This is a genomic window from Mucilaginibacter sp. P4_A11 (assembly GCF_056402535.1).
Map to the genome: position 1 here is coordinate 62,759 of NZ_JBFUHE010000022.1, position 25,322 is coordinate 88,080.

Here is a 25,322-nt window from a genome sequence, read left to right on the forward strand (position 1 = left end):
CTCACGCACTCAATGTCATTCTTATACCTTCACCTCCCAGCCTTTTTCATACTCCCTGCTCCAAAGCTTTTGTGCTTCAGGATCATTTAAAATATGACCGTTACTTGGGTCGATGTGTAATACACGGTCAACACGATAGGAGATATTGCCTAATTGCGGCAGCAGGGTTGATTTAAAACCGATCTCTATCGGGCAGTTTAGCTTATCGGCTCCTCTTACCGAATCGGCAAAGTTTTTCATGTGAAAGCCGTCAAGCGCCTCGGTTGGGCTCACTTTGTTTGTGCCGTCAACCTTGGTATCGTCCTTTACCTCTTTTACCAGTTTATTATCTCCATCATAAACACGATAGCTATTGCCACTATCATAAAACAGCGTGCCTTTATCACCATAAAACACTACTCCCCTGCTTAATTTCTCGATTTCGAAGCCATTACAGCTCCGGCATTCCCATTCTGCAGCGGTATTATTGGGAAAGTTATAAAGGATATTTTGCGTATCCGGCGTTTGCCAGTCATCATTAAAATGGAACCGCCCTCCTGTTGATACTACCTTGCTTGGATAGTCTACACCAAGCCCCCAGCGGATCACATCCAGTTCGTGTGTGCCGTTATTAAGCGCCTCGCCTGTGCCCCAGTTCCAAAACCAGTGCCAGTTGTAGTGGATCAGGTTGTCCTTGTAAGGTCGTCTTGGTGCAGGCCCCTGCCATAAGTCATAATTTAAATTGGCAGGCACAGGAACCTGCTTTCCTTTGCCGATAGTTGAACGATGATTGGTATACCAGCCTTTAGCATAATAAGTACGACCTATTACACCATCATGCAGCTCTTTTACCATGGCCTGTACATTGGAGAATGAACGGCGCTGGCTCCCCATTTGCACCAGGCGTTTATATTTATTTGCTGCTTCTACTGCCATTTCTCCCTCATGAGGATTGTGGCTGCATGGCTTTTCTACATATACGTGTTTGCCGGCCTGGCAGGCCATGATGGTTGCCGGTGCATGCCAGTGGTCTGGCGGGGCTACTACTACCGCGTCGATATCTTTTATTTCCAGCATTTTCCGGATATCCGTTAAGCCTTGAGGCTTTTTCCCGGTTTGTTTATAGATCGCATCAATCGTTTTAGCAACCACGTTCGCGTCAACATCGCAGATGTAACCGATTTCTACATTGGGCAGTTTAGCAAAGCTTTGGGCCAGGTATAGCCCGCGACTATTAGTCCCCATCATACCTAACACTACTTTTTCGTTGGGTGATCCCTTAAAAAATCCGGAAGCTTTTGATAGTTGCGGCGCAAGCAGAAAACTTGTACCCGCTACGGCAGTTGATTGAATAAACTTTCTACGGTTAATCATACTCAAAACAGGTTAATTGGATTTATAAGCATACCCCAGCGGGCTGCCCCGCAAATTAGTCAAGTTTTATAAAGGGCTAAAGCTATCGGTCAATTTTTTCATGAAGCAATTGTAATTTAACTGTTACTTAATTGAGCTGAAAGCTTAAGGCTTAAAGCTGATGGTCATGTTGTTTAAGCACTCATTAGCTTTTAGCTTATAAAAACAGAAAGCCCCAATAAAGGGGCTCAAGGGGGTATTAATCGCAGGGAAGACTTTTATACAAGAGGCTGTATGGAAAATACATCCAGTTTTGAAGTTTGAAAGTTACGCACACGCTTGTATACTCCGTTTCCATTGCTGCTTCCGTCCGTATTGGTATTTCCCTCTATGGTATCAAACAGATCACCGTGTACACCTGTAATAAGGCCGGTATGAAACCAGTCGTTAGGCGTTTTTTGAACCAGGAAAATATCGCCGGGCTTTACAATGGACGGATTGGCCCTCACCGCTGCGACGCGGCTTAGTATGCCTTTGGCGATGCCGGTAGTACCAACTGTATCGCAACTATAGGTTAATGGCATAAGTGTCCGAAAATCTTTTCCTAATTGCGTAGCAGCCTGGTCAATAATGGTTTGTACAAAACCCATACACCAAAACCATGGTGTTCCTTCGTTATTATCCATATAAGCCCTTACCCATGGGCCGCTATTACTCTGGTCTTTAATAACAAGCTCAAATGGCGCATTGCTTAAGTGCTGTATAGCCGTATTTACAATCAATTCCCTTAAACCGGTTCCGGCTACAGGGCTTTTGAATGCATTTACCATAGGTTGAGTTAGCGCTGCAAAAACAGTGCTATCAACAATACCTGTTTGTGGCAGATTTTTTGCCTTCTGGAAGTTTTTAACTGCTGTTTCAGTACCCGGGCCAAAGCTGCCGTCAATTCCTGTTGCCGTACCGGCCGAAGGGTTAGTGACCGCATACAAATTAAGCCAGCTTTGAATCTTGGTTACTTCTTTTTGATTGTTTGTGCTGCCATTTCTTTGCTGGGTACCCGATATGGCTATTTCTTTTAGGTATTGTTTTTTGATCATACAGGAAAGGTTTAATAGTGATAAGGTTAGATATCATATCATAATTTCGATATCGCATTACCTTTAAAACAAAACTAAAGCAATCCTTACAACTATAACAGCGTACTGTTACGGGATTTAAAAGAAAAGCTTACGTAGTTTTACGTAAGCTTTTCTTATTTAATACTTTTTAATACTGTATTGGCAAGGGTACCAATTTTAAATTTTGGCGTTGGTGCCAATATGGATATATCGGGTCTACCTCGCTGGCAGAATCCAACTTTTTAACCTGCTCAACCGTCAAATTCCATCCAATGGCACCGAGGTTTTGCCTAAGCTGTTCTTCGTTACGTGCCCCAATTACCAGGTTGGCAACGGTAGGTCTTTGCAGTAACCAGTTCAAAGCCACCTGCGCTACAGATTTACCGGTTTCTTCAGCAACTTCATCAAGTGCATCCACAATATTATATAAATGATCAAAATTTGTAGCCGGGCCGTGAGCACCTCCCTGTACAGTCCTGGAGTTTTCCGGAATTGGCTGTCCCCTTCTGAATTTTCCGCTTAGCTGACCTGACGATAGCGGGCTCCAGACAATGGTGCTTACTTTTTGATCGATACCTAAGGGCATCAGTTCCCATTCAAACTCCCGGTTAAGCAATGAATAATAGGCTTGATGAGCCACATAACGGCTCCAGCCATATCTTTCAGATACTGAAAGTGATTTCATTAAATGCCAGCCCGAAAAATTTGAGCAGGCAATATATCGCACTTTACCACTGGTAACCAGGTCGTCAAGTGCTCTTAAGGTTTCTTCAACCGGGGTATTGGCATCAAAGCCGTGCATATGGTAAATATCAATCCTGTCGGTATTTAAACGGCGCAGGCTGTCCTCGGCCGATTTGATGAGGTGATAGCGTGATGAACCAAAATCATTAACACCCTGGCCCATTGTAAAGGTTGCTTTGGTTGAGATCAGCACTTCGTTACGGAGTCCTTCCAGGGCTTTGCCCAATATTTCTTCAGAAATTCCGTGCGAATAGACGTTTGCCGTATCAAATAAATTAACGCCGGCATCAAGGCAAATATTAATCAGTTTTTTTGCATCGTCAACCTGGGTATTGCCCCACGCTTTAAAAAATTCGTTACCGCCGCCAAATGTCGCCGTGCCAAAGCTTAATACCGGCACCCGCAACCCGGATGCGCCTAATTGTCTGTATTCCATAGTGTATGTTTTTATGATGTAAAGGCAGTAGCCTATATCACAAATTTATGCGGAATCGATTGCTAAAGGGATTTTTGCACATCATTAGTTTGTCATTTATGGCCGATGTTTCATCGTAGAGAGGTAAACAAATATTAGTTTTGAATATGATTGCAGACCCGCTAAGTGTTTCCCTTTTTGAAATGAGACTGGAAGAGATCCACCGCCGCGATCCCATGCTAAGGTACGAGATCAGTATCCGTGATTTTGTCGCCTTGTTCCCACTTAAAATAAAAAACGGCAAGCCTGTAAAGCCCGAGCAGCCCTCTTCCTTTGCGCTTGACAGGGATGTTTTTTTGCAGGTGCTGGTTGCATTCAACCAATCATTTAATTAAAAGCCTCTCCCTTGTTTTGTCCAATCAGGAACACTTCTAAATAGCAAATAAACATTTTTAGGCAACTGCCATGATTTAACTTTGCGCAAAATTTAAAACATGGAGAAAACTAAACTTACCATTAATAATAACGGTTCGGTTAAAATAGAAGGCGATTTTGAGATTGTAGACATGCAGGGTAATGCTTATGGCTTACAAGGCCGTACAGTACTTTCAATTTGCCGTTGTGGTTTATCAGCAAACAAACCATTTTGTGATGGTTCGCACAAAGGTCATTTTGAACACAACGCCATTGCATTTGACCTTCCGCCAAAAAAAGTATAAACAATTGTTTTTATATACATTAAGCCCGGTGTTTTTTACATTGGGCTTTTGTTTTATCAGGTGTTCTCAAAATAATCTGCATTTTTGACAACCACATCCCAAACAACAATGCGTTATTTTTTTCATATCGGTTATCATGGCATAAGATACAGCGGCTGGCAGCGACTTTCAAAGTTTTCATCTGTACAGGAAGTAATTGAAACAGCCCTTGGCAAAATTTTAAAACACCCGGTAGGTATTGTTGGTTGTGGCCGCACCGATGCAAAAGTACATGCCAGTCAATTCTTTTTCCATGCCGATATAGCCGATAATTTAGATTATGATCTGCTATTCAGGCTCAATAAACTCTTGCCTGATGATATTGCCGTATTTGACATCATTTCGATGCAGGGAGATCCCCACGCCCGTTTTGATGCGGTAAAACGGAGCTATGATTATTTTATCCACAATTATAAAGATCCGTTTTTAAGTAACTATAGTTCTTTTTACCGCGATCAGGACCTTGATCTCGACGCGATGAAACAAGCTGTTTCTATACTGCCGAATTATACCGATTTCCGCGCCATGTGCAAAATGCCCGACAGGGTTGATCACACCCTCTGTCAAATAAAATCGGCAGGGCTATATATTGATGTCAAAGGCGATAAGTTAAGGTTTAATATTACAGCTAACCGCTTTTTAAACCGGATGATCAGGATCATTGTAGGCCGGTTGCTTGAAATTGGCAAAGGCCAGATGAGTACAGATGAATTTGAGTTTTACATTGCCAATAAACAAACACCTAAGATCATTATCCCCGCACATCCCCAGGGTTTATACCTGTCAAAAGTCACCTATCGTTACCTTGATCTTGAACAGCGGTCGGCATTTCCTTTACTTAATAGTGTAGATTGGCACCCCTTATAATGCTTATCTGCTGATTTTTAAAAATATGACGCGTTAATTTGGTACTTTTGCACCCTCATTTTAAATTTTAATAGTATCCTGATGGCGTGGTCTGACAAATTAAAGCTTAATAAACAACTGTTGCGTTCTGTAAATGAAGCCGGTTTTGCAAACCCTAAAGAGCTCCAGCTTAAAACTATCAACCGCATTATTGGCGGGCAGGATATTATTGCCATTGGCCCTGAAGGCAGCGGAAAAACCACTGCTTATGTGTTAGGTGTATTAAACCGCTTTAACTATGCCCCTGAAGGCGTTCCGCGTGTGTTGGTATTGGTGCCGGAAAAAGAACACGTATTTGCTGTTATAGAACAATTTGACCGTCTTAACAAAAATAAATCTATCCGCATAGTTGGCTTATACGTTACCCCCGGGTTTGAAAGCCAGATGGATGAACTTGCCGATGGTGCAGATATTGTTGTAGCTACTCCTGACAGGGCAAGGGCCATCTACCTTAAACTGGCTTTAAATTTAAATAAAGTTGATTTACTGGTGGTAGATGATGCCGACCAGATAGTAAAAAAAGGCCTGCAGTTACCCGTTGTTGAGTTGGCTAACAGCATTGACAAAGGTCAGCATCTGGTGTTCACCGAAGTCATGCATGCCAAGCTCGAAAAAATGCTCGATCCATTCATGAAGCAACCGGCAATAATTGAGGTTGATGAACTGGGCGAAACGGCTGTTGAAACTCATGAACAGCTGTTATATAACGTACCTAACTTTGGCACCAAGCTAAACCTGCTTAATCTGTTCATGTACGACGAAGAACTGTTTACTAAAACTGTTGTATTTGTAAACAGTCAGACAACTGCTGAAAAGCTTTTTCAAAGCCTCAAAAGCCGTTTACGTACAGGTGTAGCATACTTAAATCCAAAGTTCTTCGATACAAAAGGATTCAAGAGCGTTGAGGATTTTAAGGCTGAAGCTGGTGCCAGGATCCTGATCGTAACCAACGAAAACGAGGAAGAGCTCGACCTGAGCGGTATCCCCTTCCTGATCCATTTTGATCTGCCTGCTGATAACGAACTGTTTATTAACCGGATAGTTAATCACGATCCTGACAATAAGGAAGAAACACTGGCGATGACCTTTGCTACTGATATCGAGCTAAGCCAGGTAAAGAAAATTGAGCAAATGATCGGCAATAAGATCCCGGTGGCCGAGCTACCGGATGACCTGGTGATTGTGACCGAGTCGAAGCCTAAAAAGGCAGATGTAAAAGAAGATGTTAAACCGGCCGGCGTTGGTGAGGCTTTCCATGAAAAAAAAGCATCCAACGCCAAAACATATAACCTTAGCGCCAGTACCAAGGCCAAAATGAACAAGAAGAAAAAGCACGGGTAAAAAACACTGTCTCATAGAGACTTACAAATACCAAGTATCCACAATGTCATGCTGAACTTGTTTCAGCACCCCATTAGAAAGGTAGCCAACTTGCTCAGCATGGGCTTAGCGAGTGAGGTGTTGAAACAAGTTCAACATGACATTCTTTTATAATAACTACGCTATCTCCAAGTACAATTCTTCCACCTTCTTTCTCGCCCAATCTGTTTTCCTTAAAAACTTAAGGCTTGATTTTATACTGGGATTATCATTGAAACAATTGACCCTGATCCGGGTACCCAATTCATTCCAACCAAAGTGAGCTACCAGTTCGTTAAGGATCGTCTCGAGGGTTTTGCCATGTAAAGGGTTATTGGGTTGTTGTTCCATAAAGCAAAAGTAGATGTTTGTTTTGGCAAAATAGTATAACAAAATTTGTTGCCCTCCCGTTTAAGTAACAAATGATATTAGCGGATATTTAATAAATCGTAAATTTTATTAAATTTAATGCTGCTAAGTTTAACCCGCTTCTTCAAATCGCCCAAAATTATTTTAATGAATAGCTATAAGTGTTACTTTGTTTTGTTGTTGCAAGCTATTTCGTTATGCGCGTTCTCACAAAACCGCCCCATTCATTTTCAGCATATTGGCAGCCGTGAAGGACTTTCCGAACTGAACATCAACTGCATTATACAGGATAGCCGCGGTTTTATTTGGGTAGGCACACGTGATGGACTTAACCGGTATGATGGTAACAAATTCAAGGTTTTTAAAAATATTGTTAGCGATAATAATAGTATCAGTAACAGCTTTGTTCAGGACATACTTGAAGACAAAAACGGCAACCTGTGGATCTCGACCAGCGGTGGAGGGTTAAATATGTACGACCGTAAATTTGATCGTTTTATCCATTATCGCCATAATCCAAACAATAACAATTCAATAGCCAGCGATATTTTAGTCAAGATAGCACTTGATAAAAGCGGGAATCTGTGGATCTCGAATCAAAAAGAAGGCCTTGACCAGTTTAATATAGCGCAGAAAAAATTTACGCATTACCGGTATAACGTGGCCGATACAGCCAGTTTAAGTGATAACAATGTCCGCGCGGTTTATGTAGACAGTCAAAATAAATTATGGATAGGAACAACCTATGGCGGCTTAAATCTTTACAAGCCCCAAAGCCATAATTTTACCCGCTTTGTTCATGATGAAGGTAAGCCTTCTTCCCTATCGGCTAATAAGGTAAACGCTATTTTAGAGGACAGTGGACACCGTTTATGGATTGGTGTTAGCGACGCAGGGCTCAACCTGTTTGATCCGGCCACCAAAACCTTCACTCATTACAAAAATGATCGCCGTAACAAGAACTCGCTTTCATATAATAGTGTGCAGTGCCTTGCTGAAGATAGTAATCACGACTTATGGATCGGCACTGAAAATGGAGGATTGAATATTTTCAATTATGCTACAGGGCAATTTAATAACCACCAGGAAGACGATGTAGATAACAGCAGCATTGCCAACAATTCGGTTGATGTGATCCTGAAAGACAAAAGCGGCAATATGTGGATCGGTGCCTTTGCCTCAGGTCTTAACTTCTATAAAAAAACAAGTGAAAATTTCACCCACTACCAGCACAGCGCGCAGCCCAACAGCTTATCAAACAACTTTGTATTAAGTATTTACGAAGATAAAAAGAACAACATATGGGAAGGTACCGATGGCGGTGGCCTGAATCTTTTCAACCCAGAAAAAGGAGAGTTTAAGGTTTATAAAAATACTAACAGCAATATCTGCGGTAATTATGTTTTAACCATACAGGAAGATGCCAAAAATAACCTGTGGATAGGCACCTGGGGCGACGGGGTAAGTATGATGAACCCGCAAACGCGCAGTTTCAGGTCTTTTAAACATAACCCGGACGATAGTACCAGTATAAGCGGTAATAATATTTATGCCATAGCCAAAACGCTTGATGGAAAACTATGGTTTGGCACACTTGGTACCGGGCTTGATCTGTTTGAACCTAAAACCAATAGATTTATTCATTACCGCCATGATGCCAATAATCCCAAAAGTATCAGCAGCGACAATATCAACTCGCTGCTTGGCGATTCAAAAGGTAACCTTTGGGTTGGCACCAATGATGGCGGCGTTAACCTGTATGATGCTGCAACTAATTCATTTAAACCGGTACAATATGAAAAACTAAACAGTGCACTTGGCAACAACACGGCGCTTGACCTTTTTGAAGATCACCTGGGTAATATCTGGATCTGTACTTATGGTGGTATCTATCGTTTAAACCCGGCTACCGGTAAGGTTACAAACTTTAAAGTAAAAGATGGGCTGCCCAATAACTATACTTATGCGGTTGAAGAAGATAACAACGGCAATTTATGGATCAGCACCAATAAAGGTATTTCCAAATACAATCCTAAAACCAATAAATTCAGGAATTTCACCATTGAGGATGGCTTGCAGGCCGAAGAGTTTAAACCTCACTCGGCAGTAAAAAGCCATGATGGTATCATGTATTTCGGTGGCGTTAATGGGTTTAACATGTTCAATCCTGAAAATATCAGGGATAATGTTTATGATCCGCCTCTGCTGCTTACCGATTTTCAGATCTATAATAAATCTGTAGAGGTAGCGCAGAACAGCGATGATCCTTCACCCCTAAAGGAGGATATTTCCGAAACAAAATCGATAACCTTAACATATGATCAATCGGTGATATCGTTTGAATATGTATCGATGGACTTTGCCTTAGGCAGCAAAGAATCATATGCCTATTTGCTTGAGGGTTTTGACAAAACATGGAACTATGTTGGTAATAAAAACACGGCTACTTATACCAACCTATCGGCCGGTAATTATGTATTTAGGGTAAAAAGCCGCAGTGCGGATGGGAAATGGTCTGTCAGGCAGGTAAGCCTGAGCGTTATTGTACTCCCTCCTTTCTGGCTTACCTGGTGGTTTATCAGTTTGCTGGTTTTGCTTACCTTAGCAGCCATTTATGCAATTTACCTGTATAAAGTAAATGCCATAGTAAAGCAAAAGAACCTGCTTGAAAAACAGGTTGGCGAACGTACGGCAGAAGTTATGCAACAATCGGAAGAATTAAAGACCCAGTCCGAAAACCTGCAAACCTTAAATATCGAGCTCCAAAATCAATCAGAAGAATTACAGGCTTTGAACGAAGAACTGCTTTCCCAGTCGGAAGAGTTACAGATTCAAAGAGAACAGGAACGTGATGCCCGGGAAGAAGCCGATAAAGCCAACCAGGCCAAAAGTATATTCTTAGCCACCATGAGCCATGAGATCAGGACACCGATGAACGGTGTTATTGGCATGGCTTCGCTGTTAGGCGAAACTGGGCTGAACGCCGAGCAGCGTGATTATACCGATACCATTATATCGTGTGGTGATAGTTTAGTAAATGTGATCAACGATATTCTTGATTTCTCCAAAATTGAATCAGGGAAAATGGAAATGGAGCAGGAAGATTTTGACCTGCGCCAGTGTATTGAGGAAGTGATGGATCTCTTTTCGCAAAATGCAGCCAAACGCGAGCTGGAGTTGGTTTATCAGATTGACCCCGCCCTGCCCCAGCAGGTAATTGGCGACAGTTTGAGGTTAAAACAGGTGCTTACCAATTTARCAGGCAATGCTATCAAGTTTACCGAGCGTGGCGAGGTATTTATCAAAGTGTTTTTATCTAAAACAATTGGCGATAAGGAAATTGAGATAGGCTTTAGCGTTATGGATACAGGCATTGGTATCCCTGAGGATAAGCTCACAACCTTGTTCAATGCTTTTTCGCAGGTTGATTCATCTACTACGCGCAAATATGGAGGTACAGGGCTTGGGCTTGTAATCAGCGAGCGACTGGTTAAGCTAATGGGTGGCGAAATCTGGGCTGAAAGCATTTTTGGAGAAGGCTCTGTTTTTGTATTCACCATAAAAACAGCTTTAAGCAGTAAACAATCAAAGCATATACCTATTGTTTTTAACGCAGAAGAGCTTGAAGGTAAAAAGGTGCTTATTATTGACGATAATAAAACGAACCGTTTTATCCTGCAAACGCAGCTGGAGCAATGGGGAATCCAAACGGTGGCTGCGGCTTCCGGCAGGCAGGCACTGGAAATCCTTATTGCTAATCATGGATTTAACCTGGTGATAACCGATATGGAAATGCCTGAAATGGATGGCGTTGGCCTGGCCCGGGAAATTAAAAGCACTTATAAAGATCTGCCGGTAATTATGCTGAGCTCTATTGGCGATGGTTCAAAGAAGAAGTATCCGGGCTTATTTTCGGCTATATTAACCAAACCGGTAAAACAATCGCAACTGGGTAAAAGCTTGCAGGCCGAGTTCCAGGGAAAAATACATATAACCGTTCCCGAAACAAAGCCGGATAAATTACTGGATGTAAACTTTGCGAAGGAACATCCCCTTAATATCCTCGTGGCAGAAGATAATACGGTTAATCAAAAGCTCATTAGCCGGATGCTGGAGAAGCTGGGTTATGAATTTGAGCTGGCCCATAACGGGTATGAAACACTTGATAAATTGAATGCCAATCCCAAATTTGATGTCATATTTATGGATGTGCAAATGCCGGAGATGGATGGCTTTGAGGCAACGCGCCATATTCGACAATACGCTTTTAAGCAGCCTTTTATAATTGCTATGACCGCCAATGCCGGCCCCGATGACCGGGACATGTGCATAAGCGAAGGCATGGACGATTATATTGCCAAGCCAATGAAAACAGAAGCACTGATCGGCGTTTTAAAAGGAGCTTACAAAATGATGAAAAATGTAAAAGGTAAGTATGTTTAGCTGTTGGTATTTCATGTGATTATTGTGACGCTACGCCCCAATAACAACTGTTGCGGATTTTTTTTAAAATGGCGGGCGTTATGCTTGATATCTCATGCTGATATTTATTCTGACTATTGAGCAAGTACATGGTACCGCTTGTGTTATTATAAACATATGAACATAAGCGGGTTGCCTCACCATCTTCATCTTTCTTCACATCAACCCTTATCCCGTTGGTTTTATGACTTGTATCCGGCGTTAACGCCGGTGCCGAAGCTTTTACCCAGTTAATAGTATAATTTATACTTTGCGGCGAGATGCCGTTTGTGTTCTCCTTGTAGCTTTTACTATCCTGTATAACAGCCAGCAAACATTTCACGCAGGGCTCGCTAACCGTTGCCCCGCTATATTTTTTTTGCGGATTATTGATCACACTATCCTTTTTACCTGCTACTGTTACTGTTGTTTTTGAGGAATCACTTGATATAGTATCGGGCTTGGATTGCTTACTTGATTGTCTGCAGGCAAATAGTGTCATCGCCAAAACACAAAAATAAATACATGGTTTAAACAGATTCATGGTATATAAATTAGCACTTTATTTATATACATCATTTTAACTGTTTTGTGTTAATGTGTTTTAGATATACCAAATGCGGTATTAATCTATAAATTAAGTTTAAACAAATTAAACATAGATTTTATTGCATTTATTGGACAGGTAAAGGACAGTTTTTCTATAAAAATTTCTTAAAATTGCCTGATTTATTTTACCCCCTGCCAGTTAATTATTTGCAGGACTTAAACCATCATAACAATTTTTCAAAAACGGGGTTTACCTTGTTATAAATAACACTGCAGGCTTTGCAGGATATCATAATAAAATGACTAATAACGGTACAGGTTCAAATTTAACGGTTGATGTGGTTTTAATTGGCGCAGGTATTATGAGCGCCACCCTTGGTGTAATGCTTAAAGAGCTGCAGCCCGATCTGACGATTGAGATTTTTGAACGGCTGGATGTCATCGCTGCCGAAAGTTCCGCTCCTATGAACAATGCAGGTACAGGACACTCGGCTTTTTGTGAGTTAAATTATACCCCCCAGCTTCCTGATGGGAGTGTTGAAATAAAAAAAGCCATCAAAATTGCCGAGCAATTTGAAATAAGCAAACAGTTTTGGACTTATCTTATTGACCAGGGCCTGATAAATAATCCACAGAGTTTTATCCGCAAAGTGCCTCACATGAGCTTTGTTTGGGGAGCTGAGAATGTTGAGTACCTGAAAAAACGCCAGCAAGCCCTTACCAAACACCATTTTTTTAAAGGGATGGAATACTCGGAGGATAAAACACAGATCAAAAAATGGATTCCGCTGGTTATGGAAGGCCGCGATGCTGATGAAAAGGTTTCGGCAACGTTCATGGATATTGGTACCGATGTAAACTTTGGTAGTTTGACCAGCGCGCTGATAGACGAGCTTAAACAAAAACCAAGCGTAAACATAAGCCTTAACCATGATGTAAGGGATATTAAACGCAATGCTGATGGTACCTGGAAAATAACTGTAAAAGATAAAACCACAGGTAACAAAAGAAAGCTGAATGCCAAATTTGTTTTTGTTGGCGCCGGTGGTGGTGCTTTGCCCCTGCTGCAAAAATCAGGCATTGCCGAAAGCAAAGGTTTTGGCGGCTTCCCTGTAAGCGGACAATGGCTGGTATGCAACAACCCCGATGTTGTAAAACAACATGAAGCTAAGGTTTATGGAAAAGCATCGGTTGGTTCGCCGCCAATGTCGGTACCTCACCTGGATACTCGTATGATTGATGGCAAACATGCGTTACTTTTTGGCCCATATGCCGGCTTTTCAACCCGTTTCCTGAAAAAGGGATCGTTGCTTGATCTTTTCGGATCTATTAAACTAAACAATATACTTCCCCTGCTTGCTGTAGGGCGCGATAACTGGCCTCTGACTAAATATCTCATCTCGCAGGTACTTCAATCGCCGGCCGACAGGCTTAACGCGCTTAAGGACTATATGCCAACTGCCAAAGCCGAAGAATGGGATCTGGATATAGCAGGTCAACGTGTACAGGTTATTAAAAAAGACGCAAAACATACCGGTGTACTTGAGTTTGGAACCGAGGTTGTAACCTCGGCCGATGGCAGTATCTCGGCCTTGTTAGGTGCGTCTCCGGGCGCGTCGACTTCGGTGCCTATCATGATCCAGCTTATTGAGCGCTGCTTTAAAAACCACGCCAAAACAGATGCCTGGCAGCAGAAACTTAAAGAAATGATCCCTTCATATGGTGAGTCATTGGCTAATAATGAGGCTTTAAGTGACGAGACAAGGGCGAGGACAAGTAAGGCTTTGGGCTTGGTTTAGGCTGACCGCCTGATTAATTGTCCTCTACTGTGATATTAGCTTTTATTTACAAGCTGATATCACAGTAGTCATTACATCCCCTTCCACTCGTAACTCTCATTCTCCAACCCTATTAAATCAATCACGCGGTTTACTACTGTCATAGCCAGCTCTTCAATGCTTTGGGGCTTGCTGTAATATGATGGAATTGCCGGACAAATGATACCGCCTGCTTCCGCAACAGTGGCCATATTACGGATATGGATAAGGTTAAGCGGGGTATCGCGGGCTACCAATACCAGCCTACGACGTTCTTTAAGGATCACATCAGCGGCCCGGGTGATCAGGTCATCAGAGATCCCTCCTGCTATGCGGCCAAGTGTACCCATAGAGCATGGAACAACTACCATGGTATCAAACTTTGCCGAACCGGAGGCAAAGGGAGCCATGAAATCTCTTTTAGCATAAAATTTAAACGGAAGCTGAGTATAATCCTCATTATCGAGTTCAAATTTCCAAACGTCTTTGGCATTGTCTGACATTACAACGCCTACTTCGGCAATCTGATCCTGTAACTGGTTTAGTTTTTTTAGCAGCAGACTGGCATATATTGAACCACTGGCGCCCGTAATAGCAACAACTATCTTTTTCTTCATAATTACTCCTTCAACAACCCAAACACACAAAAAGTTAGGGGCACAAAAAAGGGTCGAATAACTTGTACCCGACCCTACATCTACCTATGAAAAACATGCCCTTGAGAGGGCACTACAAATGTAGTAACACTTTTTTAATTTTTAAACAATTTGTTAAAATAATTTTAACCTGTTTATTGGAGATTTTTCTCTATTAAAGTTTGGATAATTCCATCAACCATACCTACCCTTGGCACGTAGATGTTTTTGATGTTGGCATTTTTCATTACGGTGAGGTAAATTTCACATGCCGGAATAATAACATCGGCCCTGTCCTGGTTTAGGCCAAGTACGTTGATCCTGTCTTTTAATGAAAACGAACTCAGGTAGGTATATAAAGATCTTAATTTGGCAAAAGTAAGCGGCATATCTTCCTTTTCTTCAGATAACCTGAACAATTTATTGATGTTGCCACCAGTACCAATACCCGATAATTGTTTGAAGTTGCGGGTATTATCGCGTATGAAATCCTTCATCTCGTTCCATGTTTCCTCAGTATCCTGGTTGTCAAGGATACGAATGGTGCCTATGTTGAACGAACGGGAAACGATCATTTCACCGGCAGAAAACAGCGATATCTCTGTGCTGCCGCCACCCACATCAACGTAAAGATAGTTTTTGCTTTTATCGATGTTTTGATCGGCATGGCTGGCATAAATAATGCTGGCTTCTTTAGATCCATGTACAATTTCGATGTCGATGTTTGCCTCCTCTTTGATCAGCTTAATCACTTCTTCTCCGTTTTTTGCTTCTCGCATAGCCGATGTTGCAAAGGCTAAATAATCCGTAACCTTATATACATCCATCAGGTTGCGGAAGGCAACCATTGATTTAACCAGCTCGGTAGCTTTTTTTTCAGATATATGCTGCTGTATAAAAGCATCGTCACCCAAACGCAGCGGAACACGGATCAATGTGTTTTTTTTGAATGACACCGATCCGGTGTTTTGAATTATGTCGGCAATTAACAGCCTCACGGCGTTTGAACCTATATCAATAGCGGCGTATCTCAATGTTATTTTGTTTTATTTTTTAGATAATTATATATTTCAATTTGCGCCCTGTGGCTTTCGGGCGAATTTGTTTTGTGATATTTATTGGTGTTCTGGCTGTTGATCTCCCGTGCTTTGGTATTATCATCAAGCTGAATATCGATAATGTCACGTACTTCTTGCTTTAGCTTTTCATCATATATGGGGAAACCAACCTCAACTCGATTGTCAATGTTGCGGGTCATGAAATCGGCCGACGTAAGGTAAATAAGCTCTTTACCGCCATTACAATAAATATGCACCCGGGCGTGTTCAAGGTATTTATCTACAATACTGATCACCTCGATGTTTTCACTGTAACCCTTCACTCCTGCTATTAAACAGCACATCCCCCGGATAATCATTTTGATCTTAACACCTGCATTGCTGGCTTGGTAAAGTTTGTTGATGAGATCTTCATCTGCAAGGCTATTCATTTTTAGGATCATATAGGCTTGCTTACCGGCTTTTGCGTTTTTTATCTCATTGTCAATCAGGCGGTAAATCGCAGGTCTTGAGTCAATGGGCGATACAATTAAGCTTTTGAGGCCTTTGGGTAATAAACCTCTGTTAATGGCCTTAAAAACATTCACCAGATCATCGGTGATCTTTTTATTAGCTGTAAATAAAGTATGATCGGCGTAGATCTGAGCAGTTTTCTCATTAAAATTGCCGGTTGAAAGACATGCATAATAAGCCAGCTTCCCTTTCTCGGTGCGACTAACTAAGCATATTTTTGAGTGTACTTTATAACCGGGGACGCCATAAAGTACATTTACACCTTCTTCTTCAAGCCTGTTGCTCCAGTGAATATTATTTTGTTCGTCAAAACGGGCCCTTAGTTCGACAAGGCAGTTTACCTTTTTGCCGTTTTTGGCAGCATTTATCAAAGCATGGATCACCCTTGAGTTTTCGGCCAGGCGATATACGGCGATACTGATCTCTTTTACTTTAGGGTCAATAGCTGCCTCTCGTAAAAAGTGGATCACGTAATCGTACGATTGATAAGGTGTGCTTACCAGGTAATCTTTTTTTGCGATAAGTTCAATAAGGCTTTTACCAAATGAAAGATCAGCAACCGGCAGTGGCACATATTTGCTGTATTCCAGTTCCGGACCGCCAACATTCGGGAATGAAATAAAATTTTTAAAATTATGATACCTGTTACCTGGAATGAGGCTTTCACCATGCAGGCCCATTTTACTCACCAGGTACTTCAGCATATCCATGGGCATATCCGAGTCGTACAACAAACGCATCGGTTTCCCTTTTTTACGCTTTAACAGGCTCTTTGATAAGGAGTCGATAAATTTTTCGCTTACTTCCTTATCCAGATCAAGTTCCGCGTCGCGGGTAAGCTGGATTGAATATGCCTCGATACTGTCATGCTCAAAAATGAAAAAGATGTCCTCTAAACTATATCTGATGATATCATCAAGCAGGATGAGGAACTTCAGATTATTGGTATCGGGCAGTTTTACAAAGCGCGAAAGATTATCAGGGAACTCAATAAGTGCAAACCTTGTTTTTTTATTGGTGGTAAGCTTAACAAAAAAGTAAACGGCCCTGTCCCTAAGTTCAGGCAGCGGTAAGGTATCATTAAGCATGATAGGCACCAATGTAGCCAGCAGCTTCTCCCTGAAATAGTTTTTCACGAAGGTACCACGGGTTACGTTAAGCTGTTTATCATTTAGGATAAAGATCTTTTCTTCGGCCAGTTGTTTAACAATGATGTTTTCGTAAAGGTTATTGAACTTACGTTCCTGTCTTACTACGATGTTCTTGATCTGGTTAAGTACTTTTTTAGGATTATATCCGAGTATCTCTTTCGATTTTTCGTTAAGGGCTGCTAAGCGGGAGAGTGTGGCAACTCTTACACGATAAAACTCATCCAGATTGGATGAAAATATTGCTAAAAAACGGATCCTGTCAATCAGGGGAACGGTTGGATCGGCAGCTTCCTGCAAAACCCTATCGTTAAAATATAGCCAACTTATTTCTCTGTTAATTAAGGGAACCTGTTTATCCATAAATATTTCTTGCTTTACAGCCAGATGTTACAAATCTGCTTATTTATTTGTTAACTTAATATTAACTCATGAGGAATTAACCTGTTTTTATTCATCATTATTTATTGCAGAAATTAAACAATTTGTTACAATATTGCGATGTGTGTTAACAATACTTTAGTTTTACAAAACATTTATAACCAATATACAACGTATGCCTACATTTGATATAGTTAGCAAGATAGACGGACAAACGCTTGATAACGCGATAAATACCGCAAAAAAAGAAATCCTGAACCGTTACGACTTTAACGATTCAAAAAGCACTATCGATTTGGATAAAAAGGCCAACGAAGTAACCATTGTTACCGAAAATGATATGCGCCTTAAAGCTATTCAGGACAGCATTATAAGTCGTATGGTTAAACAGCATCTTGATCCCAAAGCGCTGGATTTTGGCAAGGAGCAGTACGCCTCAGGCAACATGATCCGCAAAGAGATCAAAATCAAAGAAGGCGTTGACAAGGAAGTTGCTAAAAAGATTGTAAAAAAGATCAAGGACAGCGGCCTTAAAGTACAAGCCTCTATTATGGACGACCAGGTACGTGTACAAGGTAAAAAGATCGATGACCTGCAAGCTGTGATCAGTCTTTGCCGAGCCGATGATTTCGGCCAGCCTTTGCAGTATATTAATATGAGGGATTAATTGAAATTCCCATGATATTTTTAAAGACGCATCAAAATGCGTCTTTTTTTATTTACCTGCTTTTCAAACTAAACCATCAGTACAGTTTTGCATCATATAATAGTAACAGATACCCGTTATCGTTATATCAACCAAATCTTAAATATGCTATCTAAACCTTTTCTGATACTGGCGTGGTTTTTAAATCTGAATACATTCTGCAAAGCACAGAGCATTCCGGGCGATCATTCCCCAAAAGAAATTTCTTCCAGATTTAAACATTTAAAGAATACGGAACTAACTAATGATGAGGTCATACTCTATCTATTAATTAAAGGTACTATACCTATAGCAATGGGCGACGGGCATTTAGAATACCTTACACAGTATGATGGATTCGATAATATCGGCAAGCTAAAGTCAATAGGCAATACACCTATTAAGTATTATGACAGGTTTGACCTGGATAATCAAGGCAAAATAAAATCCATTGGCGATACCCGGTTTACCTATTACGACCGCTTTGATATGGATAACCAGGGAAAAATAAAGACCGTGGGAAATATCAGTATTAAATGGTATGACAGGTTTGATGCGAAGGATCAATTTGGGAAATTAAAGTCGGTAGATGGCATGCCTGTTACTTTATATGATCAATTTGATGATTATTCAAACATAGGCAAGGTAAAATCAATAGGCAACACACTATTTACTTATTACACCCGGTTTGATGGACCGGAAAATGTCGGCAAGTTAAAATCCATTGGTCACGTGTACATAACCTGGTATGATCACTTTGATTTACCCGAAAATTTCGGTAAGCTTAAATCTATCGGGAACACAAAGCTTGTTTATTTTGATAGGTTTGATAAAGCTGATAATAAAGGTGAATTGAAAGGGATAATTGGTGATTTCAACAGCAATTTCAGAGCAAGGTGACAACCTGTTTTAATGTAAACAAAAGCGACTGTCCCGAAAAGGAACAGTCGCTTTTGCATTTTATTGATTAAGTAGTTTTAACCTGCTACTTCAACTTCTTCTTTCTTAACCTCATTTGGGCGACCATTTTTAAATGCTTTACGCGGCGATAAGCCAAGCAATTCAAACATAGCCATATCGGTATCAAATGATGGGTTTGGCGTGGTAAGCAACTTCTCGCCAGCAAAAATAGAGTTAGCACCGGCCATAAAGCAGAATGCCTGTTCCACAGTACTCATCTCGGTACGACCGGCAGATAAACGCACTACGGTTTTAGGCATAATGATCCTTGTGGTAGCCACCATCCTTACCATATCCCAAACAGAAACACGCGGCTGATCAGCTAATGGAGTTCCTTCTACAGGCACCAAAGCGTTAATTGGTACTGATTCGGGGTGTTTAGGCAGGTTTGATAATGTTTTCAGCATGGATACCCTATCCGCAACCGTCTCGCCTAAACCAATGATACCACCACTGCATACGGTAATTTTAGCTTTCCGCACATGTTCAAGTGTTTTCAGGCGTTCATCGTAAGTACGGGTAGTGATAATACGTTTGTAATCTTCTTCAGATGTATCCAGGTTATGGTTGTAGGCATATAAACCAGCATCCGCTAAACGCTGTGCCTGGCTTTCGGTAAGCATGCCCAGGGTACAACAAACTTCCATATCGAGGCTGTTTACGGCCTTTACCATGTCAATTACCTTGTCAAAATCGCGGTTATCGCGTACTTCGCGCCAGGCCGCGCCCATACATAAACGTGATGCACCGCCGGCTTTTGCCTTTTCGGCAGCAGCAATAACTTCATCTTTAGGCATTATGGCGTGCACATTTACACCTGTGTTATAACGGGCAGCCTGAGGGCAGTAAGCGCAGTCTTCAGAACATCCGCCGGTTTTTATAGAGATCAATGAACTGATCTGTACTTCTGCATAGTCCTTATTTTCACGGTGTATAGTAGCTGCCTTGTATATCAGGTCAAGCAGTGGCGTATGGTATATTTCAGCTATTTCTTCTTTCGTCCAGTTGTGTCTAACTTCAGTCATTCTCTCTCAGTTTTTGATGGTTCAAATTTATAATAAAACGCTAAAAGCAAAAATGCGTAAAATAAAATGATGTTTGGGTGGCATAAAATCTAATTAGTCAACTCCCGACCCCCCCGGTTTGTGTCCCCACAAACCGCCACGCGAAGGGTTGACCGTGAGGACACGGCCAACGGGAATTATTATTTCAACAAAAGCTTAGTAGCCAACCAAAGCGGTAATAAAAAGCCAATACAATCGGTAAAAGTGGTAATGATAATGGATGAAGCTACTGCCGGGTCAATCCCTACCCTTTTTAATATCAGCGGAATAGAAGCTCCGGTTAAACCTGCTATAATGAGGTTGCCCGTCATTGCCAAAAACAGTACCAAACCAAGCAGCGGATTGGAATCGTAAAAGAAAGCTACAATAAAAACGATGAGGCCGTTGGCAGCACCATTGATCATGCCTACTAAAAATTCTTTTAATACGGTATTGTAAGCTTGCTTATCGGAAAGATCGCTTAGCGAAATACGCCTTACGGTTACTGCCAAAGCCTGTGTGGCCGCATTACCGCCCATACCCGCAATAATGGTCATATAGGCTGAAATAATAGAAAGCTTTGCAACGGTAGAATCAAAGTCCCGGATGATAGAAGCCGCGAGGAATGCCGTACCCAGGTTAATTACCAGCCAGGGTAAGCGGCTTTTTACAGCCTCCAGCCAGTTACCGCTCAGTTCCTCGTCTTCAGATACACCAGAAATTTTCAGGATGTCCTCAGTGTTCTCCTCCTCCATTACGTCGATAATATCATCTACTGTAACGCGGCCAAGCAGCTTCATATGGCCATCAACAACCGGGATACTGGTAAGGTTATATTGCTTAATCAGGCGGGCTACCTCTTCCTGGTCAAGGTCAGCTTTTACGTAAACAAAGTCGGTAGTTACCAAGTCACTGATCCGGGCATCGGCGCGGGCTTTAATAACCGTTTTAATGGAGAGGATGCCTTTCAGGATATCGTCATTATCAACCACGCAAATGGTATAAAATTCTTCCATCTCTTCGGATTGCCGGATGATCTCATCTAACGCATCTTTTTTATCAAGGTTGATATTTACCTTGATAATCTCCGAGTTCATCAAACCACCGGCTGTATCCTCGGCATAGGTCATCAGTGCACGGATGCTGCTGGCATCTTCATGGTCGAGATCCTCTAAGATCTCCTGCTGGTCTTCCTCATCAAGCTGGGATATGATGTCGGTAGCATCATCGTAGTCAAGCTCTTCAACTATCTCGGTACGTTTTTCGGGATCAAGGTTTACAAGCAACTCGGCGGGGCCATGCTCTTCATCCATTTCCGATAAAACTTCCGAAGCAACGTCGGCAGGAAGGATATTAATGATCCTTTCTTTTTCTTCCTGCTGAAGTTTTTCAAATAGTATAGCAATCTCCGAAGCGTGGTATTCCTTCAGAACATTCTCTAACTCAGCATCATCGGCTTCGAGCGCTGTTTTAATGCGGAGCAGGTCGGTTTTATCTAAATCAAAAGATTGCATACCCGACTAAATTAAAACAATTACACCACAATTAAGGAATTAAATCGGTACAAAAACAGTGCCTGAAGTAGTAATGTAAAGGAGTTCAACTGTTAGATACTATGGTCATACTTAACCTTTGCAGCGCTCACTTTGCTCAATTTAAAAAGCGCCTGTTCAACCTGTGTTTTACGAATGGAAAGCTGAATGCTGCAATCATTATCAAATTGCTGATTAACCACAGTAAGATTTTCTTCCTTAATAATGCGCATTACGTCATTCATTTGCAGATAATCAAACGAGACCGTGTAAACGTCATTTACTGTTTTCGAAATAATAACCGACTGGTTCAATGCTTCTTCGGTTGCAACTTTGTAAGCATTGATTAAGCCGGGCACACCTAATAAAGTGCCCCCAAAATAACGGACAACCACAACTACCAGGTTAGTGAGATCTTTCGATAAAAGCGTGTTTAGGATTGGTCTGCCTGCAGTTCCTGAAGGCTCTCCATCATCGTTAACCCTGAATACAGAACGATCAATAGTTAATCGCATAGCCCAGCAATGATGATTGGCTTTAGGATGCTCTGATTTTAATTGGGCAACAAGAGCCTTGATATCATTTTCAGAATTGATAGGGAAAGCATAGGCCAGGAATTTGCTGCCCCGGTCGCGAAAGATACCTTCGGCAGGATTTTCTATAGTTTTATAAGTATCGTCAAAAAGCATTCAAAAATATTACAAGTGCAGGAAGCCCAATGTTTGCGGGAAATAAATAATAACAATAGCCAATACCGCTACGGCTATGCCGATCTTGTTTAGCAGGCTCAGTTTCTCTTTAAATACAAAGATACCAACCAATGTGCCAACCACAATAACGCCAATATTTACCGATGAAAATACCGCCGAAGGACTATTGGCCAGTGCCTGGTGTGCTTTTAAATAAAACAGGATATTGCCAAAGTTAGCTATGCCGAGGATCCAGCCTATAACTATTTGTGGCAGGGAGAATTTTGTTTTTTTAGTAGATACCTGGTAAATTAAACCGGCAAAGGTTAATACAAAAGCTATAATGAAGATCACAAATATGGCTGTTGTGAAAGGCACATTACTCACTTTGGTAAGCTGTTTTAACAACACGTCGATAACGCCAAAACCCAGGAAAACAATTAACAAGTAAATCCACGAACCTTTTTCCACTTTATTACCCGCCGATTTTTGCCAGGGAACAGAGCAGATGATGGCAATGAACGCTAACGCGATACCGATGGCCTTTATTGTACCCGTAGCTTCACCAAATAAAACAAACGCTGCCAGTATAGGAATGAACAAGGACAGGCGCTGCGCCACATCTGTACGTACAATGCCGGCTTTTCGCACCGATGTAGCCATGATCACAAATATGGCCGGGAAAAGGATGCCCAAAGCCAGGTAATTAAAAACAGGCCCGTTTTGAATAATATTCAGCTGCGGTTTAAAAAAGAACCAGGTAAGTAAAATAGCCATGGAGTAATTCCAGGTGATGGCCTGGTAAACATCTACATGGTAGCGTTTTGCCAGTTTCAGCAAAATAGAAACGATAACACTACAGCAAATACTTAAAAAAACAAACAGCATTTATATAACTGGCTTATTGTATAAAAATTGTAAGCGATCGGCGCCTACAGGATATTCATCGGCAAGTATACCTGTTATTTGCGGTGCTTTTATCCCTTTGTTCAAAACTTTATCGCCGGTAAACACCCGGGCTTCATCCCAGAGACCAGCCTCTATGAACGCCTCAAGCGTACGTGCGCCTCCTTCAATAATAACCGATTGAATATCCTGAAGGTATAACTGGTATAAAATGTATTGCGGCACAAAGCGATCAAAATCCTCAAGTGCTATGTACCTGTTTTTACCATCTACATCAAACTTAACCTCGTTAAATATCAACGTTTCGACCGACTGATCAAATACATTCAACCCTTTATTTAATTCCAGCCGGCGGTCAATTACCACACGTTTAGGCGAAGGGCCATCCCAGTAACGAGTATTCAATTGAGGATTATCGCTTAGTACGGTATTTTTACCAACCAGCACAGCATCTTCTTCACTGCGCCATTTATGTACCAGTTTTCGTGATTCAGAACCAGTGATCCAGAATTGGCTGCCATCTGCCGGAGCAAAGAAGCCGTCCTGGGTTTGCGCCCATTTTAGTATAATATAAGGCCTGTGTTTTTGTACTTTAGTAAAAAAGCGGCGGTTAAGCCATTGGCATTCCTGTTCAAGTACGCCGATAATTACTTCAATGCCGGCGGCTTGCAGTTTTTCAATGCCTTTGCCATCAACCTGGGCAAAAGGGTCGCGACAGCCAACTATAACCTTTGGGATCTGGTGCTTGATGATCAGATCGGCACAAGGAGGCGTTTTGCCATAATGCGCACAAGGCTCTAAGGAAACATATATAGTTGATTTTTTGAGCAGTTCGGCGTGGTTATCAAATTTTTCAGTTACCTGAGCAATGGCATTAACTTCAGCATGGGCCTGGCCATATTTTTGGTGATAGCCCTCTCCTATTATCCTTCCATCGTGAACCACAACCGCACCAACCATCGGGTTCGGACTAACATAACCTGCGCCAAGCTGGGCAAGCTCCAAACAGCGGCGCATATATTTTTCATGTTCAAGCATGCTGCAAAAGTAGCTTTTATGTTACTTTGTTGCATGATTACGATTAAGGATGTTTTTGAAGATTACCGACAGCAGATAAATGGTGTTTACGACATTAATGAAACAGAGGCTATTACGCTGCTTGTCATCGCTGAAATTACGCGCCTATCAAGGGCATCGATCAAAGCATTCCCTGAAAGAGCATTAACCGCCGAACAGTCAGAACACATCAAAAACATTCTCGCCGAACTTAAGACAGGTAAACCGGTTCAATATATTTTGGGTGTTACCGAATTTTACGGCTTACCTTTCAAGGTAAACCCGTATGTGCTGATCCCCCGCCCCGAAACTGAGGAACTGGTAGAATGGATTTTGTCTTCCGAAGGTGAAAGGTTAAAGGTGAAGAGCGAAAGGTTTTCTATTCTGGATATAGGCACCGGTAGTGGTTGTATCGCCATCAGCCTAAAAAAGAATTTGCAGGATGCAGACGTGTCTGCGATAGATATATCTGAGGGGGCCTTGCAAATGGCCAAGGAAAATGCTGTGCTAAATGAGGTTGAGGTTAATTTTATTCAGGCTGATATTTTAAATATCAAACCAACCAATGAGGAGGCTCAATATGCTATCATTGTAAGTAACCCTCCCTACGTAACGCTTGACGACAAAAAGCAGATGCACAGCAACGTAACTGATTTTGAACCGCACACAGCGTTGTTTGTTCCCGAGCACGATCCGCTGATATTTTACCGGGCTATTGCCGATTTTGCTTTAAATAATTTGATTTCGGGTGGCTTACTTTACTTCGAGATCAATGAAAATCAGGGCAAAGAAACAGTGGAGCTATTAGCAGGTAAAGGATTTAAAAACATAGTGTTAAGAAAAGATATGAGCGGCAGGGACAGGATGATAAAAGCACAAATTTAATCA

The 25,322-nt window shown here is 41.6% G+C and carries 22 protein-coding genes; 9 read left to right on the forward strand and 13 right to left on the reverse strand.

The features are described 5' to 3' along the window. Positions 1 to 21: 21 nt before the first annotated feature. The 3 genes from AC1DUD_RS28735 to AC1DUD_RS28745 all read right to left on the reverse strand — a co-directional run bounded on the left by AC1DUD_RS28735 (position 22) and on the right by AC1DUD_RS28745 (position 3,630). Complete coding sequence (locus tag AC1DUD_RS28735) at positions 22 to 1,353, reverse strand: Gfo/Idh/MocA family protein (protein WP_477380966.1); 1,332 nt, start codon at positions 1,351 to 1,353, stop codon at positions 22 to 24. A 257-nt stretch (positions 1,354 to 1,610) separates the two neighbouring features. Next, positions 1,611 to 2,429, reverse strand: a complete 819-nt coding sequence (locus AC1DUD_RS28740; RefSeq protein ID WP_477380968.1) for a peptidoglycan-binding domain-containing protein — start codon at positions 2,427 to 2,429, stop codon at positions 1,611 to 1,613. 169 nt (positions 2,430 to 2,598) lie between these two features. Further along, complete coding sequence (locus tag AC1DUD_RS28745) at positions 2,599 to 3,630, reverse strand: aldo/keto reductase (protein WP_477380970.1); 1,032 nt, start codon at positions 3,628 to 3,630, stop codon at positions 2,599 to 2,601. A 146-nt stretch (positions 3,631 to 3,776) separates the two neighbouring features. Here AC1DUD_RS28745 and AC1DUD_RS28750 point away from each other — a divergent pair, with 146 nt between their 5' ends. From AC1DUD_RS28750 to AC1DUD_RS28765, 4 genes are all read left to right on the forward strand, one after another. Then, entirely contained in the window at positions 3,777 to 4,004 is a 228-nt protein-coding gene (locus tag AC1DUD_RS28750) for a hypothetical protein (protein ID WP_477380972.1), read from the forward strand. Positions 4,005 to 4,103: 99 nt separating this feature from the next. Continuing rightward, the gene (locus AC1DUD_RS28755) at positions 4,104 to 4,328 is read left to right on the forward strand and encodes a CDGSH iron-sulfur domain-containing protein (RefSeq protein ID WP_110583172.1); all 225 of its coding nucleotides are present in this window, start codon (positions 4,104 to 4,106) and stop codon (positions 4,326 to 4,328) included. A 108-nt stretch (positions 4,329 to 4,436) separates the two neighbouring features. After that, positions 4,437 to 5,234 (forward strand): tRNA pseudouridine synthase A, encoded by a 798-nt coding sequence (locus AC1DUD_RS28760; RefSeq protein WP_477380975.1) that lies wholly within the window; start codon positions 4,437 to 4,439, stop codon positions 5,232 to 5,234. An 81-nt stretch (positions 5,235 to 5,315) separates the two neighbouring features. After that, the gene (locus tag AC1DUD_RS28765) at positions 5,316 to 6,614 is read left to right on the forward strand and encodes a DEAD/DEAH box helicase (RefSeq protein WP_477380977.1); all 1,299 of its coding nucleotides are present in this window, start codon (positions 5,316 to 5,318) and stop codon (positions 6,612 to 6,614) included. Positions 6,615 to 6,770: 156 nt separating this feature from the next. Here the strand turns inward: AC1DUD_RS28765 and AC1DUD_RS28770 are convergent, their stop codons facing one another. Next, positions 6,771 to 6,983, reverse strand: a complete 213-nt coding sequence (locus tag AC1DUD_RS28770) for a VF530 family protein (RefSeq protein WP_477380979.1) — start codon at positions 6,981 to 6,983, stop codon at positions 6,771 to 6,773. 165 nt (positions 6,984 to 7,148) lie between these two features. Here AC1DUD_RS28770 and AC1DUD_RS28775 point away from each other — a divergent pair, with 165 nt between their 5' ends. Beyond that, positions 7,149 to 11,444 carry a hybrid sensor histidine kinase/response regulator gene (locus AC1DUD_RS28775; RefSeq protein WP_477380981.1) on the forward strand — a complete coding sequence of 1,432 codons (4,296 nt, stop codon included), beginning with the start codon at positions 7,149 to 7,151 and terminating at the stop codon, positions 11,442 to 11,444. Between the two features lie 19 nt (positions 11,445 to 11,463). Here AC1DUD_RS28775 and AC1DUD_RS28780 read toward each other — a convergent pair whose 3' ends face one another. Continuing rightward, positions 11,464 to 12,006, reverse strand: coding sequence for a hypothetical protein (locus AC1DUD_RS28780; RefSeq protein WP_477380983.1), 543 nt, complete (start codon positions 12,004 to 12,006; stop codon positions 11,464 to 11,466). A gap of 304 nt (positions 12,007 to 12,310) precedes the next feature. On the opposite strand from AC1DUD_RS28780, the gene AC1DUD_RS28785 reads away from it, so the two are divergent. Next, positions 12,311 to 13,810, forward strand: coding sequence for a malate:quinone oxidoreductase (locus AC1DUD_RS28785; RefSeq protein WP_477380984.1), 1,500 nt, complete (start codon positions 12,311 to 12,313; stop codon positions 13,808 to 13,810). A gap of 71 nt (positions 13,811 to 13,881) precedes the next feature. Here AC1DUD_RS28785 and AC1DUD_RS28790 read toward each other — a convergent pair whose 3' ends face one another. From AC1DUD_RS28790 to ppk1, 3 genes are all read right to left on the reverse strand, one after another. Then, positions 13,882 to 14,445, reverse strand: coding sequence for a UbiX family flavin prenyltransferase (locus AC1DUD_RS28790; RefSeq protein ID WP_477380986.1), 564 nt, complete (start codon positions 14,443 to 14,445; stop codon positions 13,882 to 13,884). 173 nt (positions 14,446 to 14,618) lie between these two features. Further along, on the reverse strand, positions 14,619 to 15,497 hold the full coding sequence (locus AC1DUD_RS28795) for a Ppx/GppA phosphatase family protein (protein ID WP_477380988.1): 879 nt from the start codon (positions 15,495 to 15,497) through the stop codon (positions 14,619 to 14,621). Positions 15,498 to 15,499: 2 nt separating this feature from the next. Continuing rightward, the gene (gene ppk1, locus AC1DUD_RS28800) at positions 15,500 to 17,545 is read right to left on the reverse strand and encodes a polyphosphate kinase 1 (RefSeq protein ID WP_477380990.1); all 2,046 of its coding nucleotides are present in this window, start codon (positions 17,543 to 17,545) and stop codon (positions 15,500 to 15,502) included. A 193-nt stretch (positions 17,546 to 17,738) separates the two neighbouring features. On the opposite strand from ppk1, the gene AC1DUD_RS28805 reads away from it, so the two are divergent. Together AC1DUD_RS28805 and AC1DUD_RS28810 are read left to right on the forward strand one after the other, a co-directional pair. Then, a complete protein-coding gene (locus tag AC1DUD_RS28805) occupies positions 17,739 to 18,230 on the forward strand; it encodes a YajQ family cyclic di-GMP-binding protein (protein ID WP_477380992.1) in 492 nt (163 codons plus the stop codon). A 144-nt stretch (positions 18,231 to 18,374) separates the two neighbouring features. Beyond that, complete coding sequence (locus tag AC1DUD_RS28810) at positions 18,375 to 19,148, forward strand: hypothetical protein (protein ID WP_477380994.1); 774 nt, start codon at positions 18,375 to 18,377, stop codon at positions 19,146 to 19,148. 77 nt (positions 19,149 to 19,225) lie between these two features. Here AC1DUD_RS28810 and bioB read toward each other — a convergent pair whose 3' ends face one another. The 5 genes from bioB to ribD all read right to left on the reverse strand — a co-directional run bounded on the left by bioB (position 19,226) and on the right by ribD (position 24,416). Then, positions 19,226 to 20,233: a biotin synthase BioB gene (gene bioB / locus AC1DUD_RS28815; protein WP_110582511.1), complete on the reverse strand. Its 1,008-nt coding sequence runs from the start codon at positions 20,231 to 20,233 to the stop codon at positions 19,226 to 19,228. A gap of 179 nt (positions 20,234 to 20,412) precedes the next feature. Continuing rightward, positions 20,413 to 21,765 carry a magnesium transporter gene (mgtE, locus tag AC1DUD_RS28820; RefSeq protein WP_477380996.1) on the reverse strand — a complete coding sequence of 451 codons (1,353 nt, stop codon included), beginning with the start codon at positions 21,763 to 21,765 and terminating at the stop codon, positions 20,413 to 20,415. 92 nt (positions 21,766 to 21,857) lie between these two features. Continuing rightward, positions 21,858 to 22,472: an IMPACT family protein gene (locus AC1DUD_RS28825; RefSeq protein ID WP_477380998.1), complete on the reverse strand. Its 615-nt coding sequence runs from the start codon at positions 22,470 to 22,472 to the stop codon at positions 21,858 to 21,860. 9 nt (positions 22,473 to 22,481) lie between these two features. Further along, the gene (locus AC1DUD_RS28830) at positions 22,482 to 23,360 is read right to left on the reverse strand and encodes an EamA family transporter (protein ID WP_477381000.1); all 879 of its coding nucleotides are present in this window, start codon (positions 23,358 to 23,360) and stop codon (positions 22,482 to 22,484) included. Then, the gene (gene ribD, locus AC1DUD_RS28835) at positions 23,361 to 24,416 is read right to left on the reverse strand and encodes a bifunctional diaminohydroxyphosphoribosylaminopyrimidine deaminase/5-amino-6-(5-phosphoribosylamino)uracil reductase RibD (protein ID WP_477381002.1); all 1,056 of its coding nucleotides are present in this window, start codon (positions 24,414 to 24,416) and stop codon (positions 23,361 to 23,363) included. A gap of 33 nt (positions 24,417 to 24,449) precedes the next feature. Here ribD and prmC point away from each other — a divergent pair, with 33 nt between their 5' ends. Continuing rightward, positions 24,450 to 25,319: a peptide chain release factor N(5)-glutamine methyltransferase gene (gene prmC / locus AC1DUD_RS28840; protein ID WP_477381004.1), complete on the forward strand. Its 870-nt coding sequence runs from the start codon at positions 24,450 to 24,452 to the stop codon at positions 25,317 to 25,319. The last annotated feature ends 3 nt before the right edge of the window (positions 25,320 to 25,322 follow it).

What these genes read in the sequence shown, in the direction of transcription:
- AC1DUD_RS28735 (WP_477380966.1), bottom strand. Translation starts at nt 1,353, where the DNA reads ATGATTAACCGTAGAAAGTTTATTCAATCAACTGCCGTAGCGGGTACA.
- AC1DUD_RS28740 (WP_477380968.1), bottom strand. Translation starts at nt 2,429, where the DNA reads ATGATCAAAAAACAATACCTAAAAGAAATAGCCATATCGGGTACCCAG.
- AC1DUD_RS28745 (WP_477380970.1), bottom strand. Translation starts at nt 3,630, where the DNA reads ATGGAATACAGACAATTAGGCGCATCCGGGTTGCGGGTGCCGGTATTA.
- AC1DUD_RS28750 (WP_477380972.1), top strand. Translation starts at nt 3,777, where the DNA reads ATGATTGCAGACCCGCTAAGTGTTTCCCTTTTTGAAATGAGACTGGAA.
- AC1DUD_RS28755 (WP_110583172.1), top strand. Translation starts at nt 4,104, where the DNA reads ATGGAGAAAACTAAACTTACCATTAATAATAACGGTTCGGTTAAAATA.
- AC1DUD_RS28760 (WP_477380975.1), top strand. Translation starts at nt 4,437, where the DNA reads ATGCGTTATTTTTTTCATATCGGTTATCATGGCATAAGATACAGCGGC.
- AC1DUD_RS28765 (WP_477380977.1), top strand. Translation starts at nt 5,316, where the DNA reads ATGGCGTGGTCTGACAAATTAAAGCTTAATAAACAACTGTTGCGTTCT.
- AC1DUD_RS28770 (WP_477380979.1), bottom strand. Translation starts at nt 6,983, where the DNA reads ATGGAACAACAACCCAATAACCCTTTACATGGCAAAACCCTCGAGACG.
- AC1DUD_RS28780 (WP_477380983.1), bottom strand. Translation starts at nt 12,006, where the DNA reads ATGAATCTGTTTAAACCATGTATTTATTTTTGTGTTTTGGCGATGACA.
- AC1DUD_RS28785 (WP_477380984.1), top strand. Translation starts at nt 12,311, where the DNA reads ATGACTAATAACGGTACAGGTTCAAATTTAACGGTTGATGTGGTTTTA.
- AC1DUD_RS28790 (WP_477380986.1), bottom strand. Translation starts at nt 14,445, where the DNA reads ATGAAGAAAAAGATAGTTGTTGCTATTACGGGCGCCAGTGGTTCAATA.
- ppk1 (WP_477380990.1), bottom strand. Translation starts at nt 17,545, where the DNA reads ATGGATAAACAGGTTCCCTTAATTAACAGAGAAATAAGTTGGCTATAT.
- AC1DUD_RS28805 (WP_477380992.1), top strand. Translation starts at nt 17,739, where the DNA reads ATGCCTACATTTGATATAGTTAGCAAGATAGACGGACAAACGCTTGAT.
- AC1DUD_RS28810 (WP_477380994.1), top strand. Translation starts at nt 18,375, where the DNA reads ATGCTATCTAAACCTTTTCTGATACTGGCGTGGTTTTTAAATCTGAAT.
- bioB (WP_110582511.1), bottom strand. Translation starts at nt 20,233, where the DNA reads ATGACTGAAGTTAGACACAACTGGACGAAAGAAGAAATAGCTGAAATA.
- mgtE (WP_477380996.1), bottom strand. Translation starts at nt 21,765, where the DNA reads ATGCAATCTTTTGATTTAGATAAAACCGACCTGCTCCGCATTAAAACA.
- AC1DUD_RS28825 (WP_477380998.1), bottom strand. Translation starts at nt 22,472, where the DNA reads ATGCTTTTTGACGATACTTATAAAACTATAGAAAATCCTGCCGAAGGT.
- AC1DUD_RS28830 (WP_477381000.1), bottom strand. Translation starts at nt 23,360, where the DNA reads ATGCTGTTTGTTTTTTTAAGTATTTGCTGTAGTGTTATCGTTTCTATT.
- ribD (WP_477381002.1), bottom strand. Translation starts at nt 24,416, where the DNA reads ATGCTTGAACATGAAAAATATATGCGCCGCTGTTTGGAGCTTGCCCAG.
- prmC (WP_477381004.1), top strand. Translation starts at nt 24,450, where the DNA reads ATGATTACGATTAAGGATGTTTTTGAAGATTACCGACAGCAGATAAAT.